Origin of the sequence: Brevibacterium moorei (assembly GCF_024580735.1) — a bacterium.
In the GTDB taxonomy this organism is placed as follows: domain Bacteria; phylum Actinomycetota; class Actinomycetes; order Actinomycetales; family Brevibacteriaceae; genus Brevibacterium; species Brevibacterium moorei.
Genome location: NZ_JANIJX010000002.1, coordinates 13,568 through 31,090 on the forward strand (window position 1 = coordinate 13,568; position 17,523 = coordinate 31,090).

The following is a 17,523-nucleotide window of genomic DNA, read 5'->3' on the forward strand; positions in this document are numbered from 1 at the left end:
TTCAGTATTCCTCGATGGAGGGAATCTGGACCTGGGAGGAATCGCCCAGCGTGTGCTCGAAGCCCTTCTTCCAGTCGCCCTTGTCCTCGGATTCCTGCAGCGCCTTGTTCACGGCCTTGCGCATGGTCGTGTCGCCGTGTTTCATCGCGATGCCATAGGGCTCCTCGGTGAACAGATCTGAGGTCGTCTTGAACTTCCCGTCGTACTGGGCCGCATAGCCGCGCAGAATCGCGTCATCGGTCGTCACGGCCTCCACCGAACCGCTCTCCAGGTCGGTCACGCACTTCGAATAGGTGTCGTAGGTGACCAGGTTGACCTTCGGGTTCTTCTCCTTGATCTGCTGTGCGGAGTTCGAACCGTCGACCGAACAGATCTTCTTGCCAGTCACATCGTCGGGTCCCTTGATGTCCTCATTGTCTGCGGGCACCAGGAAGCCCTGGCCGGTGACATAGTAGGGGCCGGCGAAGTCGACGACCTTCTTGCGCTCGGGATTGATCGTATAGGTTGCCACCAGCATGTCGATCTTGCCGTTCTGGATGAAGGGCTCCCGATTGGCCGAGACCGTCTCCGTCCAGTTGATCTGATCGGTGGAGAATCCCAGCTTCGCGGCGATCATCTTGGCGATTTCGACGTCGAAGCCCTCCGGCTTGTCTTTGCCCACGGGCATATTGCCCAGGCCGGGCTGGTCGAACTTCACGCCGATGTTGATCTTGCCGGCCTTCTTGGCCTTCTCCAGGACCGGAGAGCCGGAAACGTCGACGTCCTGGGCTACCTCGTATTCCGGCGCGGCTGCTGAGTCACCGCCGGCCTCCGGCGTGCCCGACTGGCCACAGGCCGAGAGTCCGAGCAGTGCGGCAGCACTCAATGCGAGGACGGGGAGGAAATGGCGTTTCATCAGTGCTCCTTGGCGTGGGGAACGTGGGAGTTACCTGACTCACACTACTATGGTCGGAGTCACAGCGCCACTGGAGGCGGCCCAGCGGAGTCGACCCGCAAGGCCGGGGCGACGGATCCTATTGGCCCAAGAAGTCCCGCAACCGCTCCCCGACCTGCTTGGCCTCGGTCAGGAATCCGTCGTGGCCGGCCCGGGTGGGGATAGTCGCATAGTCGACCCGACCGGGCAGGGCCTGCGCCAGTTCGAGCACCTGCTGAGGCGGGTACAGGCGATCCGTCGACATCGACAGGACGAGGAAGTCCTGCGTGGCGCCGGCCAGTGCCGAACGCAGGCTGCCGTCACCTCGACCCCGACGGATGTCATGATCGCGCAGAGCGTTCGTGAGCACGATATACGCCTGCGCATCGAAGCGGCCCACCAGTTTGCGGGCCTGGTGATCCAGATAGGACTGGATCGAATAGTAGGCGTCCTTACCGTAGACCGGGACGTCCGTGGTCTCCTGCAGGTTGCGTTCGAAGCGCTCGTTGAGCTCGGCATCCGCCCGGTACGTCAGATGCGCTATCTGCCTGGCCAATCCCAGCCCCGCCTTGGGGAACCGCCCCAACGCCAGATAGTCGCCACCGCAGTAATCGGGATCCAGCTGGATCGCCTGCACCTGGGCGTGGGCCCAGGCGATCTGGTCGGCCAAGGAGTACGCGGGTGCGGCCAGGATAGCGGCCCGGCGCACCCGCTGCGGCGCCAGGAGAATGAACTCGAGTGCCCTCGCCCCTCCCATGGAGCCGCCGATGACGGTGTCCCAGACACCGATGCCGAGGTGATCGGACAGAGCCAGTTCGACCCTGGCCTGATCGCGCACGCTGACCGAGGGGAAGCGCCCTCCGTAGGGCAGCCCGTCGGGGGCGAAGGACGTGGGTCCGGTGCTCCCGGTACAACCGCCGAGCGCATTCGAACACACCACGAAATACCGATTCGTGTCGATTGCCCTGCCGGGACCCACCAGCGCCTCCCACCACCCAGGGGCGAAGGACGTGGAGTTCTCATTGGCGTTCGCGTCGCTGACCCCGGAGGTGACATGGGAGTCCCCCGTCAGGGCGTGTTCGATCAGAATCGCGTTCGAGGCATCGGCGTTGAGAGTGCCGAAGGTCTCATAGGCGATGCGAACCTCCGGCAGCATCGCACCGCAGTCCAACCCGACATCCTCCAGGTCCAGAACGGCTCTCTGCGCTGCGACTACCATGATTCCTCCGGTCGAAATGGACGGTTCCCGAACACTGTCGCACAGGGAACCGCGGTAGACCCCGCCGAAGTACTTAATTCGACTTATTGCCCCGCCGGAGTATGGAATCCATCACTTCGCTGCCGCCCTGGGTTCATCACTTCGCTGCCGCGAAGCCCACCTCCAGGTCGGCCAGGATGTCCTCGATTCCCTCGATGCCCACCGACAGGCGTACCAGCGCCGGATTCACCGCCGACTGTGCCTGTTCCTCGGGGCTCAGCTGCGAGTGCGTCGTGGACGCCGGATGGATGACGAGCGACTTGGCATCGCCGATGTTGGCGACGTTGGAGTGCAGTTGCAGCGCATCGACGAATGCGACGGCCGCGTCATAGCCGCCTGCGATGTCGAAGCTGAGCACGGAGCCCACCCCGCGGCCTTCCGAAAGTTCCCGCCCGCGTTCGTACCAGGGGCTGGACTGCAGGCCCGCGTAGTTGACCTTCTGCACCTGTGGGTGGTTTTCGAGGAATTCGGCGACGCGCTGCGCGTTGGACACGTGGCGCTCCACGCGCAGGCTCAGCGTCTCCAGGCCCTGGCTGATGAGGAAGGCGTTGAACGGCGAGGCCGCGGCGCCCAGATCGCGCAGCAGCTGGACACGGATCTTGAGGAAGTACGACACATTCGCGCCGAAGTCGGAATCCGGCCCCAGATCGCGACCGAACACCAGACCGTTGTAGCTGGGATCGGGCTCGTTGAAGCCGGGGAACTTCTCCGGCTCGCGCGTGTAGTCGAACGTACCACCGTCCACGATCACCCCGCCGATCGCGGTGCCGTGGCCGCCCAGGTACTTCGTGGCCGAATGGACCACGACGTCGGCGCCGTGCTCCAGGGGGCGGATGAGATACGGAGTGGCCAGCGTGTTGTCCACGATGAGCGGGACGCCCGCCTCGTGTGCGACGGAAGAGACGCCGGCGAGGTCGAGCACATCGGAGCGCGGGTTGGACACGACCTCGCCGAAGAACGCGCGGGTGTTGGGTTTGACGGCCGCCCGCCATTCGTCCAGGTCATCTGGATTCTGTACGAAGGTGACGTCGATGCCGAACTTCTTCAACGTAACGCCCAGCATGTTGTAGGTGCCGCCGTACAGGCTCGGGCTGGAGACGACGTGGCCGCCGGCCTCGACGATGTTGATGATGGAGTAGAACTCGGCTGCCTGGCCCGAGGCCACGAAGACCGCTCCCACGCCACCCTCGAGGCTGGCGATCCGGTCCTCCACGGCTTCGATCGTCGGGTTGCCCAGGCGGGTGTAGATCGGGCCGAGCTCCGCCAGGGCGAAACGGTCCGCCGCCGCCTTGGCGTCGGGGAAGACGAAAGAGGTGGTCTGGTAGATCGGCAGCGCGCGGGCGCCGGTCTGGCTGTCGACGATCTGTCCGGCGTGGACCTGGCGGGTTTCGAAGGACTGTTCGGCCATGGCGTGTGCTCCTCGGGTGGACTGCTGACTGCTGCGGACCAATCTAGGGGCACACCGCCTCCGACCCGGTGTACGGCGTCATCTGAAGGTCACACTGCGTCATCTTTCGTCATCGGGGTGTCGGCCTCCCTGGTCAGCAGCGAGCGTTTGAGCTCGGGACCCCAGCGGAACTGGCCCACCTGGCCGCCGGTGCGCAGCACGCGATGGCATGGCACGAACAACGCTGCCGCGTTCTTCGCACACGCCGAGGCGGCCGCCCGGATCGCGGTGGGCCGCCCGGCGGCCGCGGCGAACTCCGCATAGCTCAGCGGATGCCCCGGCGCGATCAGGCGCAGGGCCTGCCAGGCCGCCTCGCGGAAGGGACCCGATGCCTGCTCGACGGGGATGCGCGCGGGGGCGGCCAGATCACCGGCATAGTAGGCCGCAACGGCCCGTACCGCGTGGTCGAGCACCTCGGTCTGGCCCAGGTCCGGGCTCGGGTCGGTTGCTCCGGTGCCCGGCGCTTCTCCGGCCTTCGTTGTCTCCACCACGGTCTGCGGTCGCAGGCTGGGGTGGATGAGTTCCACCAGCTGCCCGGGGTTTGTGGTCCAGCCCGAGGCCAGGACCGCATGGGGCCCGGCCACGATCGTGAACGGCCCGTCGGGGGTGGGAACGGTACGGCTGCGGACGTTGTCCGCCTGGTGGTGCTGTGGTGTCCTCATGCTCATTCGTCCTTCTTCGATGGTGCTGATCGCCGGGGGCTCCTCCCCGGTCCGGCTGCTGCCCGCTGCCAGATGTGCAGCGCCGCGTAGGACCGCCAGGGGGCGAATCCCCTCGGGTCGATCCCGCGCAGGTGCAGGTCGCCGACCGGCCAGGCGTCGGGATCTCCCGTGAGCCGCATGACGATGTACTCCGTGGTCCATTCCCCGATTCCGGAATGGGCCAGTAGCTCGTCCCGCAGCTGGTCCGGGGCCCGGCCCTCCGTGGGCAGTGCCCCGGTGGACAGTGCGCAGGCCAGCCGGCGCAGGGTGTTAATCGGGCGGGCGGGCAGCCGCAGGGGCCGGTCGGGGTCCGGGTGTCCCGGCACGGCTTCCGGCAGCCCGCTGGCCAGGGCCGCGGCACTCGGGAAGTAGGCGCTCAGTTCCGGAAACCCACCGGTATACGGCTCGCCCAGTACGGTGGTCAGCCTGCTCAGATGGCCGGCCGCCGCTGCCACGGAGATCTGCTGGCCCACAATGGCCCTGGCCGTGATCTCCATGGGATCGACGGCCCCGGGGATGCGGATGCCGGGCCGCGCCACCACCTGTGCAGCCAGCGGCCCCCGTCCTAGGGCGGCGTCGATCGCGGGAGCGTCCGCGTCGAGGTCGAACAGCCGGCGGATGCGCGCTGTGGCCGGTCCCAGGTCAGCCAGGCGCGGGAGCTCGAGCTCGGCCGCCGCCCGCCAATGGCCGGGGGTGGCCGAGGCCCGGGCGAATTCGACGCGGATCGCCCCGGGGCCGCCGGGTAACAGCAGAGTCCTGCTGTAGCGCAGTCGGTCCGCTGACCGGTCGATGGCCTCCACCCCGGCAATCGTCCGGTGTTCGAGGAAGTCCATGATGCCGGGGGCGTCATAGGGCGGGCGCAGGGGCAGGTCCACCTGTAATCGCAGTCCCGCCGGCCCGCCACCGTTCGGGTCCACCAGTGGATCCGGATTCTCACCGCGGGTACGGGTGGCTGACCGGTGAGCGCGCTCGCGCAGCTGGGTGGGGGTCAGGTCGAAGACGGCGCGGATCGTGTCGTTGAACTGCCGGATGGAGCCGAACCCGGCCGCATATGCGATATCGGCGCTGCGCAGCCGTGTGCCGAGGAGCAGTTCGCGGGCCAGCTGGGCGCGCCGGACACGGGCCAGGTCCAGAGCCGAGGCCCCGTATGCGGTTTCGAGGATCCGGCCCAGGTGGCGGGGAGTGTAGCCGAGTTCCGCCGCCAGCCGGGGCACGGAGTGGCGGTCGACGTAGCCGTCGTCGATCAGCCGCAGGGCCCGGCCCGCCACCTGTGCGGGGTCCGTGGGCGGGCCGGGGACGGTCTCGGGCAGGCAGCGGCGGCAGGCCCGGAACCCCGCCCTGCTCGCAGCCGCCGCGCTGGCGAAGTAGCGGATGTTCTGCCGGGCCGGGGTCCGGGCGGGGCAGGAGGGACGGCAGAAGATCCCCGTGCTCGTCACGGCGAAGAAGAACTGCCCGTCGAACCGGGCATCGCGGCTGGACACGGCTCGGTAGCGCCTGTCCGCGTCCTGCTCCCCTGTCATGTCCATGCCCTTATCCAAACGCGTCGGACGGGTCCTGTCTAGCGGGAATCGGACATGGCAGCGGGACTTCGGTGAGAATCCGGGCTCAGAGTCGGGCCCGCAGCCCCGCGTAGAGCCGACGGCGCAACGGCCTGTCCCCGGTGAGCAGCAGGGCGCAGGCCGCTGCTGCGACGGCGCCGATGATGGGGAAGAACACGGTGGCGGGCACGGCCGTGTAGAGCAGCGCGAACAGGGCGGAGAGGGTGGAGCCCGCGCCCAGGCACAGGATCTTCAGGGCGACCAGCTGGGTGGCGAACCTGGCCGGGGCGACCTCGGCGACGACGGAGAAGCCGATCGGGCCGACGAAGGCCTCGGAGACGCCCGCGACGATCAGGCACAGCAGGATCCACCACACGGACACCGCGTGGTCGCCGGCCCCGGCGGCCGGCCACATCATGAGGTAGGCGACGCCGATGAGCGCGAAGCCGATCGTGAACTTGTGCGCCGGCCCCAGTGCTCCCAACCGGCCGGAGCGCCAGCGGGCGCCGGCCAGCAGAGGGATGACCAGGACGAGTGCGACCTCGCCGACCACGGAGAACCAGGCCACGGGGAAGTCCCAGCCGCCCACGGACAGGTCGACGTGTTCGCTGACGATCAGCGGGACGGTGGTGAACAGCTGCAGCCACAGGCCGTAATACAGTGTCTCCCCCAGCCACAGTGGCAGGTAGCCGGCCACCCGGGTGCGTTCGGCCCCGTCGATGTCCGGCGAGCGCAGCATCAGGGTGAAGTAGCCGGTGACGCACAGGGCGATGACGGCGCCGACTGCCCAGTTGAGGTTGTTGGCGTCGATGATGCCGGAGGCGATGGCGGCGATGATGAGGCAGACGGCAATGGCGGTGATGCCGGCGCGGCGCAGGAGGGCGTGGGCGTCGATGGGGTTGGGGATGGTGTCGGCTGTGGCTGGGAGGGTGTGCATGCGGATGCAGTATTGGGTCAGGGCGATGGTCATGCCGATGGCGGCGAGTCCGAAGGCGTAGTGGAAGCCGAGGCTGCTTTGGAGCCAGCCGGTGAGGAGGGGGCCTGCGATGGCTCCGATGTTCATGGCGAGGTAGTAGTAGGAGAATCCTGCGTCGCGGTGGGTGCGGTTCCAGCCGGTGAAGAGGACGCCGATGAGGGATGTGATGTTGGTTTTGAGGAGTCCGGTGCCGATGGCGATGCAGGTCAGGCCGGTGATGAGGCCGGTGATGCCGGGGATGAGGGCCAGGCAGAGGTGTCCGCTGGTGATGATGATGGCGCCGGTTAGGACGAGGTGGCGGGCGGTGATGAGGCGGTCGGCGAGCCAGGCGCCGAGGAGCTGGGCGAGGTAGAGGCTGCCGCCGTAGGCGCCGACGATGCTGACGGCGGTGGTGTTGGTCAGGCCGAGTCCGCCGTCGGTGGTGTTGTAGAGGAGGTAGTAGGTGAGGACACCTTGGAGGCCGTAGTAGCTGAAGCGTTCCCAGGCTTCTGTGAAGGAGAGGTTCCAGAAGTTGCGGGGTTGGGATTGCCGGTTTCGGTTCGGGGTGTCCACCGGGTCCATTTTAGTGGATGCCGGGGTGGGTTATTGGAAGTCGCGGGATTCGGTGGGCAGGGTCAGTGTGGTGTTGTCGAGGTGGAGGGGTTGCAGGGAGTGGGCGTAGAGGCTGACGACGGTGTCTGCGCGTTGGATGAGTCCGGTGATGGTCAGGGCGTTGTGGTTCAGGGCGATGGGACCGTAGCGGTGGAGGAATCCTTGGGTGCACACGATGTTGAGCATTCCGTATTCGTCTTCGAGGTTCATGAAGGTGATGCCGGAGGCTGTGGCGGGGCGTTGGCGGTGGGTGATGAGGCCTGCGACGGTGATGCGGGTGTGGTCGGGTGTGTGGTGGGCGTCTGCGGTGGAGGCGTAGCCGGCGGCGGTGAGGGCGGTGCGGAGTTGTTCTGTGGGGTAGGCCTCGGTGGTGATGCCGGTGGTGGTCAGTTGGGCGAGGGTGGTTTCGAAGTGGCTGAGGGTGGGCAGGGTGGGTGTGTGGTAGATGGGTGAGGTGCCGGGCAGGGTGTCGGGGCCGATGCCGGTCAGGGAGCCTGTGATCCAGAGGGCTTGGCGGCGGTCGAGGCCGAGGGTGTCGAGGGTTCCCGCTGTGGCGAGGGCGGCGAGCGCGCCTGTGTCGAGGCCGGTGCGTTCGGCGAGGTTTTCGGGGCTGGTGTAGGGGTGGGTGCCGCGGGTGGTGGTGATGTGTTCTGCGGTGCTGGTGGTGATGCCGCGGATTTGGTCGAGGCCGAGGCGGATGGCGGGTGCGGTGGGGTTTGCCGGTGTGGGTTCTATGTCGGTGCGGGCGGTGGAGGCGTTGATGTCGGCAGGTTGGATGGTGACGCCGTGGCGGCGGGCGTCGGCGATGAGTGATTGGGGTGAGTAGAAGCCCATGGGTTGGCTGCGCAGGAGGCCGGCGGTGAAGGCGGCTGGGTGGTGGTGTTTGAGCCAGGCGGAGTCGTAGACGAGGCCGGCGAAGCTGATGGCGTGGCTTTCGGGGAAGCCGTAGTCGGCGAAGGCGGCGATTTTCTCGAAGATGGTCTGGGCGGTGGCGGGGTCGATGCCGCGGGTGGCGGCGCCGGTGTGGAAGTCGTGGCGCAGGGCTTCCATGCGGGTGTGGGAGCGGCGGGAGCCCATGGCGCGGCGCAGTTCGTCGGCTTGGGCTCCGGTGAAGCCTGCGGTGTCGATGGCCATGCGCATGAGTTGTTCTTGGAACAGGGGGATGCCCAGGGTTTTCTCCAGGGCGCCGCGCAGGCTGGGGTGGAGGTAGGTGATGTCTTCGGTGCCCTGGCGGCGGCGGAGGTAGGGGTGGACGGAGCCGCCTTGGATGGGGCCGGGGCGGATGAGGGCGACTTGGATGGCGAGGTCGTAGAGGGTGCGGGGTTTCAGGCGGGGCAGGGTGGCCAGTTGGGCGCGGGATTCGACTTGGAAGACGCCGATGGCGTCGCCGGCGCACAGCATGTCGTAGACCTCTGGGGCTTCTTTGGGGATGTCGGTGCGGGTGAAGTCGGTGGGGACGAGTCGGTGGGTGCGCAGCAGGTCGATCGTCTGGTGGAGGGCGCCGAGCATGCCCAGGCCCAGCAGGTCGAATTTGACCAGGTTCATGGCGGCGGCGTCGTCTTTGTCCCATTGGATGACGGTGCGGTTTTCCATGGTGGCGGGTTCGACGGGGACGGTGTGGGCGATGGGGCGGTCGGCCAGGATCATGCCGCCGGAGTGGATGCCCAGGTGGCGGGGTGTGTCCAGAAGGTTCTCGGCGAGGGTCAGGACGGGTGCGGGGATGGGGGTCTGGCCTGGTGCCGGGAGGCTGCGGTGGTGGGTCAGGGCGCGGGTGAAGGCGTCCCCGGCGCCGGGGTCGTGGCCCAGGGCGGCTGCGGCGTCGCGGATGGCCGATTTGGCGCGGTAGGTGATGACGTTGGCGACTTGGGCGGCGTGGTCGCGGCCGTAGAGGCGGTAGACGTATTGGATGACTTCTTCGCGGCGGTCGGATTCGATGTCGAGGTCGATGTCGGGGTAGCCGGCGCGTTCGGGGCTTAAGAAGCGGTCGAAGAGCAGTCCGAAGCGCACGGCGTCGACTGCGGTGATGCCCAGGACGTAGCAGACGGCCGAGTTCGCCGCCGAGCCCCTGCCCTGGCAGTAGATGTCGTTGTCGCGGCAGAATCGGGCGATGTCCTCGACGATGAGGAAGTAGCCGGGGAAGCCCATGGTTTCGATGACGGCGAGTTCCCGGTCCAGTTGTGCCCAGGCGTCGGGGCGGTGGCTGCGGGGGCCGTAGTGGCGGTGGGCGCCGGCTGTCACCAGGGCGCGCAGGCGTTCGGGTTCGGTGGTGCCGGCGGGGATGGGGGCGTGTGGGAGGCCGGCGCGGGCGGCGGAGAGTTCGAAGGCGCATTCGCGGGCCAGGGTGACGGTGTGGGCCACCGGTGCGGGGCCGAAGAGGTGGCGCATCCGGGCGCCGTCGCGCAGGCGGGCCGAGGCGTTCGGTGGCAGGTGGCCGGCCAGTTCGCTTAGGGGTCTGCGGGCGCGGATCGCGGCGCGGGCCTGGGCGTCGTGGAAGCGGGCGCGGGTGGCGTAGTGCACGGCGTTCGTCGCCACCGTCGGCAGGTCGAAGGCCTGGGCCAGGGCGGTCAGCCGGGCGATGTGCTCATCGTCTGTGGGCAGGCCGGCGCGGGTCAGTTCGACGACGACGCGCTCGCCGAAGCGTTCCACGAGTTCGGCCAGGGCCCGTCCGGCCGGGTCTGTGCGTCCCGGTGCCGCTCCGGGGTGGGCCGCGAGCGCTTGGCCCAGGTGGCCTTTGCGGCAGCCGGTGAGTATGTACCAGTCTCCGGCGGCTGCGGTCAGGGCGTCGAGGTCGTAGACGGGGTGGTTCTTCTCTCCGGCCAGCAGGGCGGTGGAGAGCTGGGTGGACAGGTTGCGGTAGCCGGTGACGCCGCGGGCCAGGACGAGGAGGTGGGTGGCCTGGGGGTCGGCTTGGCCTGGGATCTTCTGTTTCAGGTCCAGGGAGAGTTCTGCGCCGAAGATGGTGGGCAGGTGCAGGGGTTTGGCCGCTTGGGCCAGTCGGACGGCGCCGTAGAGGCCGTTGTGGTCGGTCAGGGCGAGTCCGTGCAGGCCCAGGGCGTGGGCGGTGTGTGCCAGTTCTTCGGGGTCGGAGGCGCCATCGAGGAAGCTGAACTGGGAGTGGGCGTGCAGTTCGGCGTAGGGCACGGTGTCCGCCGGCGGGCGGGCGGGTGTCGGTTCCCGGATGGGTTGGGTGTGTCTGTCGGGGCGGGCGAAGGTGGGTGCGTCTGAGCCGGTGGCTTCGGGGTCGGGGGTGGTGCGGGAGAGTCGGCGTTCGAATTCGCGCCAGGGTATGTCGGGGTTGGTGAAGCGGCTCATGTCCAGCTCCCGGTGATGTGCCAGGTGCCGGCCGTGCAGGTCAGGAGTAGGGCTTCGCCGGTGTCCAGGAGCACTTGGAGTCGGACGTGGTAGAGCGGGGCGGGTTCCCACCAGCGGGCTTCGACGGGCCAGGGGGCCGAGTGGGCTGCGATGGCGTGGCGGCCGGTGGTCGTGTGCAGCCAGGCGGGTGCGGTGTCCAGGCCGTCGGGGCGGGCGGTGACGGGGGTGCCGGTGGCATCGGTCAGGTGGACGGGGGTGGTGCCGACCATGAGTGGTGTGGGGGTGGGCAGGTGGCCGGGCCAGGGCGCGGTGGCCGAGCGGTGGCCGGCGGGTGTCTGTTGCCAGGGCGTCCACAGGTTGGTCTCCGCTGCGTCCAGGCCACCTTGGATTCCGGGGGTGCGCACGGCGTCGGTGCCGAAGAGTCCCTGGATGCGTTCGAGGGTGCTGGAGACGTGGCCGGTGCTGGTGTCGAACAGGCTGGTCTGGGTTTCCAGGGGCGCGCACAGTTCGACGGCCGTCAGTTCGATGGTGGTGATGCCATCGGCGTCCTCGGGTGCGGGGTCGGTGGTTCCCACATCGGTGAGGAGGGATTGGGATTGCCAGCGGATGCGGTCGGCGATGGTGTTCTCGTCCATCGTCTCCAACCGCCAGGTCCGCTGTTGGAGTGCTCCGGTGACGGTGTGCAGGCCGATGCCGATCTGGGTGCAGACGTGGCCGGTTGCGCGGATGTCGGTCAGGAAGTCCGTGGCCAGGGTGCGGGCGGTGAAGGAGAGCACGTCCGTGTTCGCGCTCGGCGGTTCCAGGTGGGTGCCGACGTGGTGTTCTCTGGTGCGGGCGTGGTCGATCGGCAGCCGGTCCTCATGGCCGGCGGCCAGGTGCCAGGCGCGCAGGCCGGCGGCGGCGAAGCGTTCGAAGACCTGGGCTGCGGGGAGTTCGGCGAGTGCGCCCAGGGTGTGCAGGCCCAGGGCGTGGAGGGTGTCGGTGAGGGTCGGCGGGGTCGTCTCCAGGCGGGCCAGTTCGTCGATGGGCTGGCCGGCGAGGAAGTCCGCGGTGTGCCCGGGTGGGACGAGCTGTGAGGTTTCGGCTGCCAGGAGGGCGGCGAAGGTGGAGTCGGCCACGCCGGCGAAGACCTCCCAGCCGGTTCGATCGGTCAGCGCGATCAGGAGGTGTTCGACCCAGCCGGCCTCCCCCGTGCCCGGGTGTGCGTCCGGGTATGCGTCCGGTTCCGAGTGGTGGTGGGGCAGGGCGTGCAGGGGGACGGTGATGGTGCCGGGGCGCAGCAGGGTGAAGCGTGCCACGAGGTCTTCGAGCACGGTCACGGCGGTGGCGAAGGTCCGGTGTTCGGCCTCGGTGTCCCTGGGGTGGATCGTCAGGTGCGGCAGGCGGGCACGGGCGGCGCGTTTCGTCATGCCGGGCAGGACGCCCGCAGTGCGTGCCGGGGCGTTCGCCGTGTGGATCCGGCCGGCGGCCAGCACCGCGATGGGGGCCGTCGGGGGCAGGCCGTGGGTCAGGCCGGCGGCCAGGGCCGGCCAGTCGGGGACGGTCAGGACGAGGGTGCGGCGGGTCGGCGCGGAGCCGGCCTGGGCGGGTGCCTGCGTTGCCGGGTCAGTCGACACTGTGCAGCCTCCGCTCCGGCTGTGGCGTCTCCGGTGCATGGGTGGCGCCCGCCCGGCCGTGGTGGTCGGGCAGGAGGAGTGAGTGCCGGCCCGTTGTGGGATTGTCCACCGTGATTCGGGCCTCGCGCAGGCGGCCGCAGCCCTGCCCCAGACCCGTCCAGTGGCAGCCGGAGACCGTCAGGGAATCCCGGTCGGCCGGCCTGCCGCCCTGGCGGGCCGGCCGGTGCGGGCCGGCGTGGGTTCCGGGCGCCGGTGTCAGGAGGACCAGGCCGGCGCTGCGCTCGCGGACCCGGGCGGCCAGGCGCTGTTCCTCTCCCCCAGTCAGGTGGAAAGGGACGCGGGTGATGAGGATGTCGATGGACTCCAGGAGGATCGAGGTGGCGCGCAGCCAGTCGCCCGGCGGCACCTGCACGTCGACGAAGTGGTCCGAGTCGATGCCCAGGTCCAGGATCGTCCGGGTGGAGGTCGAGCCGATGTTGAGGGTGGCGCACCAGGTGCCCTGTGCCGTGGCCCCTGCGGCGGTGGCCAGGGCCAGCAGCAGGGCGTGCGGGCCCGAGATGGTGAGGATGCCGCCGCGCGGCAGGCCGCCGTGGGCGAAGAGGCGCTGCAGGACTCCGGTGACGGGGAAGGTCGGCCGGGTCAGTGTTGCGGCGTAGCCGATGCCGGGCAGGCTGCTCAGTGCTCTCAGCTGTGCGGATTGTGCTGCCATGGGATTATTATCGAACTCCTGTTCTAATGAATCAACATGATTCGAATATGTGTTCTACTCTGTTCCCGACTCTAGGACGGGGCACGGACACGGCCCGTCTAGACTTGATCCGTGACTTTGCAGATCGTCTTCCACACCCCGGAAATCCCCGGCAACACCGGCAACGCCATCCGCCTGGCGGCCGTCACCGGCGCCCACCTCCACTTAGTCGAGCCCCTGGGCTTCGACCTGACCGATGCGAAACTGCGGCGCGCCGGCCTGGACTACCACGACCTGGCCCACGTCACCGTGCATCCGGACCTCGAACACCTGTGGGCCGAACTCGGCCACCGGCGCGTCATCGCCTTCACCGGACACGTCGCCGAGCACTTCCAGGACGTGAGCTACGACGGCGACGATGTGCTCATGTTCGGCCGCGAGTCCACCGGCCTGCCAGAAGAGGTGCTGGCCGATGAGCATGTGGACCTGCGTGTGCGTATCCCGATGCTGCCGGCCCGCCGGTCACTCAACCTGGCCAATTCCGCGGCCATCGGCATCTACGAGGCCTGGCGGCAGCTGGGATATCCCGGCGGGCTCTGAGCCCGGCGTAGAATCGCACCCATGGCCAGAAAAGCACTCACCGTTGCAGGAAACGACGTCACCGGCGGCGCCGGACAGGCAGCCGATCTGAAGATGTTCGAGGAGTACGGGGTCTTCGGCGCGACCGTCCTGACCTGCATCGTCACCTTCCACGGGGAAGAGGGCTTCGCCAAGGACTTCCGGCATGCGATCGAGTTCCTCGACACGGACCTGATCGCCCGCCAGCTCGATTCGGCCCTGTCCGTCCACGATTTCGACGTCATCAAGTCCGGGATGCTGGGCTCGGCGGAATCGGCCCTGCTGCTGGCCGAGCGACTGCGCGATCGGCGCGGGCGGGCGGGCTCCCTGCCCTTCGTGTTCGACCCCGTGCTGGTCAGCAAGGGCACCGGCACCATGGTGGATCTGGGCGACCTGTTCGTTAAACACCTGGTGCCGCTTGCCACCGTCATCACCCCGAACCTGGACGAGGCCGCGGCCCTGACCGGCGCCGATGCGCTGCACACCCCGCAGGAGATGGCCGAGGCGGCACGGGCCATCCACGCGATGGGCGCGGCCAACGTCGTGGTCAAGGGCGGCGCCCGCCTGGACGGGGCAGAGGCCCTCGACGTCTTCTACGACGGGCACGAGGCCACTGTGCTGGCCTCGACGAAAGTCAACAACGACCTGGTCAACGGCGCAGGCTGCTCCTTCGCCTCCGCGATCGCCGCGGGTGTGGCCACCGGATTGCCGGTGGACCGTGCCGTGTTCACCGCCAAGGAGAAGGTCGCCCACGGAATCGCCAGGGCGCTGGACAACGCCACCGGCGTCCGCTCCCTCTACCAGGCCGCCGGCCGCTGCGAGCCCGATGAGCGGATCAGCGTCCGCCGACTGTGAGGCCGAACATAGACTGGCGTCCATGAGCACTCATCGTTTCTCCCAGGTCGACGTCTTCGCCTCCGGTCCGATCAGCGGCAATCCCGTGGCGGTCGTCCACGATGCGGATGATCTCAGCGAGGCGCAGATGGCAGCCTTCGCCAGGTGGACCAACCTCTCGGAGACGACCTTCCTGTCGCGCGCCGGCGATCCGCGGGCGGACTACCGGCTGCGGATCTTCACCCCGGGTGGGGAACTGCCCTTCGCCGGACACCCCACCCTGGGCTCGGCGCACGCCTGGCTGGCCGCGAACGCCGCGGGCACACGGCAGGGGCTTATCCAGGAGTGCGGCCTGGGGCTGATCGAGCTGCGCATCGCCGCAGACGGCTCCCTGGCCTTCGCGGCTCCCGGGTTCGTGCGCACGGGCTCCCCGAATGGGACCGAGTTGGCGCATGCGCTCGACGTCCTGGGTATCGCCGATGAGGACGTCCTGGACGCCCAGTGGATCGACAATGGTCCGGGCTGGTTGGGCCTGTGGCTGCGCGATGCCGCCACCGTGCTGGATGTGGAGCCGGACTTCGCGCGCTTCGCCGGCAGCGCACTGGGCGTGCTGGGCGCCTATCCCCCGGTAGCCGAAACCGGTGCCGGTCAGCCCGTGGCCGATGTGGAGGTCCGCGCATTCCTCCCCGACGGCGGGGTTCCCGAGGACCCTGTCACCGGGAGCCTGTGCGCGGGGTTCGCCCGGTGGCTGGTTCCGTCGGGCAGGCTACCGGAGCACTATACGGTCTCGCAGGGCACCCGCCTGGGGCGAGCGGGCAGGGTGACGATCGACCGGGATGCCGATGGGACGATCTGGGTGGGCGGCCGAGCGGTGACGACCGTGTCCGGGACCGTCGAACTCTAGGCAGGACGGGCCGACGGTGGAGGAGATCAGCGCCGGACCATGCGGATCTCCACGAGGCCCTTGAGGTCAGGATCGCTCTTCTCCTCGCCGTCCGGATGGAAACCGTTCTTCTCGTAGAACCTCCTGGCGCGGGGATTGTCCTTGGCGACCCACAGCATCGCCGGCCGCCCGTCCAGCGCACCGTCGAGCAGCGCCTGCCCGATCCCGGTGCCGTAGACCTCGGACAGGACGTAGATCGCTGCGAGCTCTTCCGGAACGGGTGAGTCCTCGTCCCGCGTCGGGGTGCGCAGGGCGAACCCCACGATCTCCCCATCGAGCTCGGCGACCAGGGTTCGGGCGACGTACTCGGGAAGTGCGGTGCCCCGACTCCACAGGGCGCGGCGCTGAACCATGGCCTGGGTGCCGTAGAAATGCTCGGGCAGGAGGTCACCATAGGCCTCGCGCCAACCGGTGACATGGACGAGGGCCAGCCCGTCGGCGTCGGCCGGCGTCGGATGCCGGATCGTCCATGCGACTTCTTCGTGTGCAGACGTTTCCTCGGTCATGCCCCATACCCTAGCCCGTCTCTGTGCGAATCCAGTACTTTCCCTGGTCAATCTCCTTGCCACATTGCATGATGGAGCTCATATGGAACCCGCCCCAGACGGTACCGAACAGATGTAGCATCTTGAATACGGACGCTACATTGCTACACTCGATACCAAGAGGCGAACAGGGGTGATGGGCATGAACACCACGCAGGTACCGGAGAACGTCGGCGTCCACGCCGGGGATGACCATATCGAGGTCACCGGGCTGAGCGAGGACGAGGTCAGGCAGGCCATTGCACTGTTCCAGGCCACGGGGCGCGAACAGCTGCGGGCCCGCTCCGCACTCTATGCCCACGTCAATCGCGCCATGGTGGATGCGGCGATCCCCCTGATTCCGGAGGCGACCGCACGGCAGGCGCAGCGGCTGGCAGCCAATCGGGAGGCCCTGCTGCTCGAACACGACCATGAGACCTACCGGTCCCTGGCCCAGAAGCGCCAATCGCGGGAGAGCTCCGCGCGCACCTGGGTCGCCCGGATGCGGGAGCGCGGCGACCTGTTCACGCTCAAGGTCGCCGGGCAGACGATCATCCCGGCCCTGCAACTGACCGCGGATGGGACCCTCGAAGCATCCATGACCCCGCTGGTGCGCACCCTGCTGGCCGCCGGGATGAACGGCTGGTCCCTATGGGCCTGGCTGACCAGCCCGTCCGGCCTACTCAGCGGTGGGATCCCCGCGGAAGTCGTTGGCGACAATCCCCGGCGGGCACTGCGGGCCGCGACCCGGATGGCAGCGGAACTGGAGTTGACGCAGCGGCCGGTCAGCGCCGAGGTCGCGTGAGGAACTCGTTTCCGGAGCAGGACCTGGACTGCCCGGATCCGGAGGGCTGCCCCGTCGCAGTGACTCGGCTGGTGGACTGTGCGAGGGCGGGGCGGATGCCGGTGGCCCAGTTCCCTGCCGGGCGGGAATGGTACCGCGTCTATGATGCGCAGGACGGGTATTTCCAGGCCAACCCCGGCTATGGCGATACTCGCTTCGCGCCCTTCGACGCCGTGCGCACCGGGGCGCGCGTGCCCACGCTCTACCTCGCCGAGGACCTGGAGTCAGCTCTTTTGGAGACCAGTCTGCACAATGTCGCGCAGGCCCATCCGCGCATCGTGGACGAAAGGACCCTGTTGGGCAAACTCCATGCCCGTATCCGGACTCCGCATCAGCTGCGGCTGGCCGATCTGCGCGATCAGCGTCTGGTGGAGTTGGGGGTGAAGCGCTCCGGCATCGCCTCCAGTGATCCGGAACACTATCCCTGTACCCGCACAGTGGCGCGGGAGATCCATACCCAGGGTCAGGGTGGAACCGCACTCCAGGGGATCGTCTGGCATTCCCGGCAGGCCGAACTGGCAGGCACCCCCGCCCGGGAGGTCGTCGTGCTCTTCGCCGACCGGATCGCGATGGGCCGCGGGGTCTGGGATCTGGCCGCCAGCCGCAGTGCTTCCGGTGCCCTACTCGAGGGCACCGGCCGGCTCCTGCTCGATCGCCTGGCCGATGCCCTGTCCGTCGACATCGAGACCTCCGAGGAACTCGACCAGTAGGGGGCGTGCA

15 protein-coding genes are annotated in these 17,523 nt (G+C 68.5%); 5 read left to right on the forward strand and 10 right to left on the reverse strand.

Features of this window, described 5'->3' with window-relative positions:
- Position 1 precedes the first annotated feature (1 nt).
- The 9 genes from NQ034_RS01710 to imuA' form a co-directional block, all read right to left on the reverse strand.
- Positions 2–895, reverse strand: a complete 894-nt coding sequence (locus NQ034_RS01710; RefSeq protein WP_257046672.1) for a glutamate ABC transporter substrate-binding protein — start codon at positions 893–895, stop codon at positions 2–4.
- 118 nt (positions 896–1,013) lie between these two features.
- Positions 1,014–2,132 carry a homoserine O-acetyltransferase MetX gene (gene metX, locus NQ034_RS01715; protein ID WP_257046673.1) on the reverse strand — a complete coding sequence of 373 codons (1,119 nt, stop codon included), beginning with the start codon at positions 2,130–2,132 and terminating at the stop codon, positions 1,014–1,016.
- Between the two features lie 136 nt (positions 2,133–2,268).
- A complete protein-coding gene (locus NQ034_RS01720; RefSeq protein ID WP_257046674.1) occupies positions 2,269–3,621 on the reverse strand; it encodes a bifunctional o-acetylhomoserine/o-acetylserine sulfhydrylase in 1,353 nt (450 codons plus the stop codon).
- 47 nt (positions 3,622–3,668) lie between these two features.
- Entirely contained in the window at positions 3,669–4,286 is a 618-nt protein-coding gene (locus NQ034_RS01725; protein WP_257046675.1) for a methylated-DNA--[protein]-cysteine S-methyltransferase, read from the reverse strand.
- On the reverse strand, positions 4,283–5,839 hold the full coding sequence (locus NQ034_RS01730) for an AlkA N-terminal domain-containing protein (RefSeq protein WP_257046676.1): 1,557 nt from the start codon (positions 5,837–5,839) through the stop codon (positions 4,283–4,285). Before NQ034_RS01730 ends, NQ034_RS01725 begins: the two co-directional genes overlap by 4 nt.
- Before the next feature lie 85 nt (positions 5,840–5,924).
- Positions 5,925–7,385 carry a peptide MFS transporter gene (locus tag NQ034_RS01735; protein ID WP_257046677.1) on the reverse strand — a complete coding sequence of 487 codons (1,461 nt, stop codon included), beginning with the start codon at positions 7,383–7,385 and terminating at the stop codon, positions 5,925–5,927.
- Between the two features lie 30 nt (positions 7,386–7,415).
- Positions 7,416–10,736 carry an error-prone DNA polymerase gene (locus tag NQ034_RS01740; protein ID WP_257046678.1) on the reverse strand — a complete coding sequence of 1,107 codons (3,321 nt, stop codon included), beginning with the start codon at positions 10,734–10,736 and terminating at the stop codon, positions 7,416–7,418.
- Positions 10,733–12,352 carry a DNA polymerase Y family protein gene (locus NQ034_RS01745; protein WP_257046679.1) on the reverse strand — a complete coding sequence of 540 codons (1,620 nt, stop codon included), beginning with the start codon at positions 12,350–12,352 and terminating at the stop codon, positions 10,733–10,735. Before NQ034_RS01745 ends, NQ034_RS01740 begins: the two co-directional genes overlap by 4 nt.
- The gene (gene imuA' / locus NQ034_RS01750) at positions 12,342–13,061 is read right to left on the reverse strand and encodes a DnaE2-dependent mutagenesis accessory factor ImuA' (RefSeq protein ID WP_257046680.1); all 720 of its coding nucleotides are present in this window, start codon (positions 13,059–13,061) and stop codon (positions 12,342–12,344) included. The genes NQ034_RS01745 and imuA' overlap by 11 nt, the downstream gene beginning before the upstream one ends.
- 111 nt (positions 13,062–13,172) lie before the next feature.
- On the opposite strand from imuA', the gene NQ034_RS01755 reads away from it, so the two are divergent.
- Genes NQ034_RS01755 through NQ034_RS01765 form a run of 3 tightly spaced genes read left to right on the forward strand, consistent with a single transcriptional unit; the run spans position 13,173 to position 15,396 of the window.
- Positions 13,173–13,640, forward strand: coding sequence for a tRNA (cytidine(34)-2'-O)-methyltransferase (locus tag NQ034_RS01755; RefSeq protein WP_257046681.1), 468 nt, complete (start codon positions 13,173–13,175; stop codon positions 13,638–13,640).
- A 21-nt stretch (positions 13,641–13,661) separates the two neighbouring features.
- Positions 13,662–14,513 carry a bifunctional hydroxymethylpyrimidine kinase/phosphomethylpyrimidine kinase gene (gene thiD, locus NQ034_RS01760; RefSeq protein ID WP_257046682.1) on the forward strand — a complete coding sequence of 284 codons (852 nt, stop codon included), beginning with the start codon at positions 13,662–13,664 and terminating at the stop codon, positions 14,511–14,513.
- A 22-nt stretch (positions 14,514–14,535) separates the two neighbouring features.
- Entirely contained in the window at positions 14,536–15,396 is an 861-nt protein-coding gene (locus NQ034_RS01765; RefSeq protein WP_257046683.1) for a PhzF family phenazine biosynthesis protein, read from the forward strand.
- Between the two features lie 26 nt (positions 15,397–15,422).
- Here the strand turns inward: NQ034_RS01765 and NQ034_RS01770 are convergent, their stop codons facing one another.
- Positions 15,423–15,941: a GNAT family N-acetyltransferase gene (locus NQ034_RS01770; protein WP_257046684.1), complete on the reverse strand. Its 519-nt coding sequence runs from the start codon at positions 15,939–15,941 to the stop codon at positions 15,423–15,425.
- A 181-nt stretch (positions 15,942–16,122) separates the two neighbouring features.
- On the opposite strand from NQ034_RS01770, the gene NQ034_RS01775 reads away from it, so the two are divergent.
- Both NQ034_RS01775 and NQ034_RS01780 read left to right on the forward strand, forming a co-directional pair.
- On the forward strand, positions 16,123–16,764 hold the full coding sequence (locus NQ034_RS01775) for a hypothetical protein (protein ID WP_257046686.1): 642 nt from the start codon (positions 16,123–16,125) through the stop codon (positions 16,762–16,764).
- A complete protein-coding gene (locus tag NQ034_RS01780; RefSeq protein WP_257046687.1) occupies positions 16,761–17,513 on the forward strand; it encodes an RES family NAD+ phosphorylase in 753 nt (250 codons plus the stop codon). The genes NQ034_RS01775 and NQ034_RS01780 overlap by 4 nt, the downstream gene beginning before the upstream one ends.
- Positions 17,514–17,523: the final 10 nt, after the last annotated feature.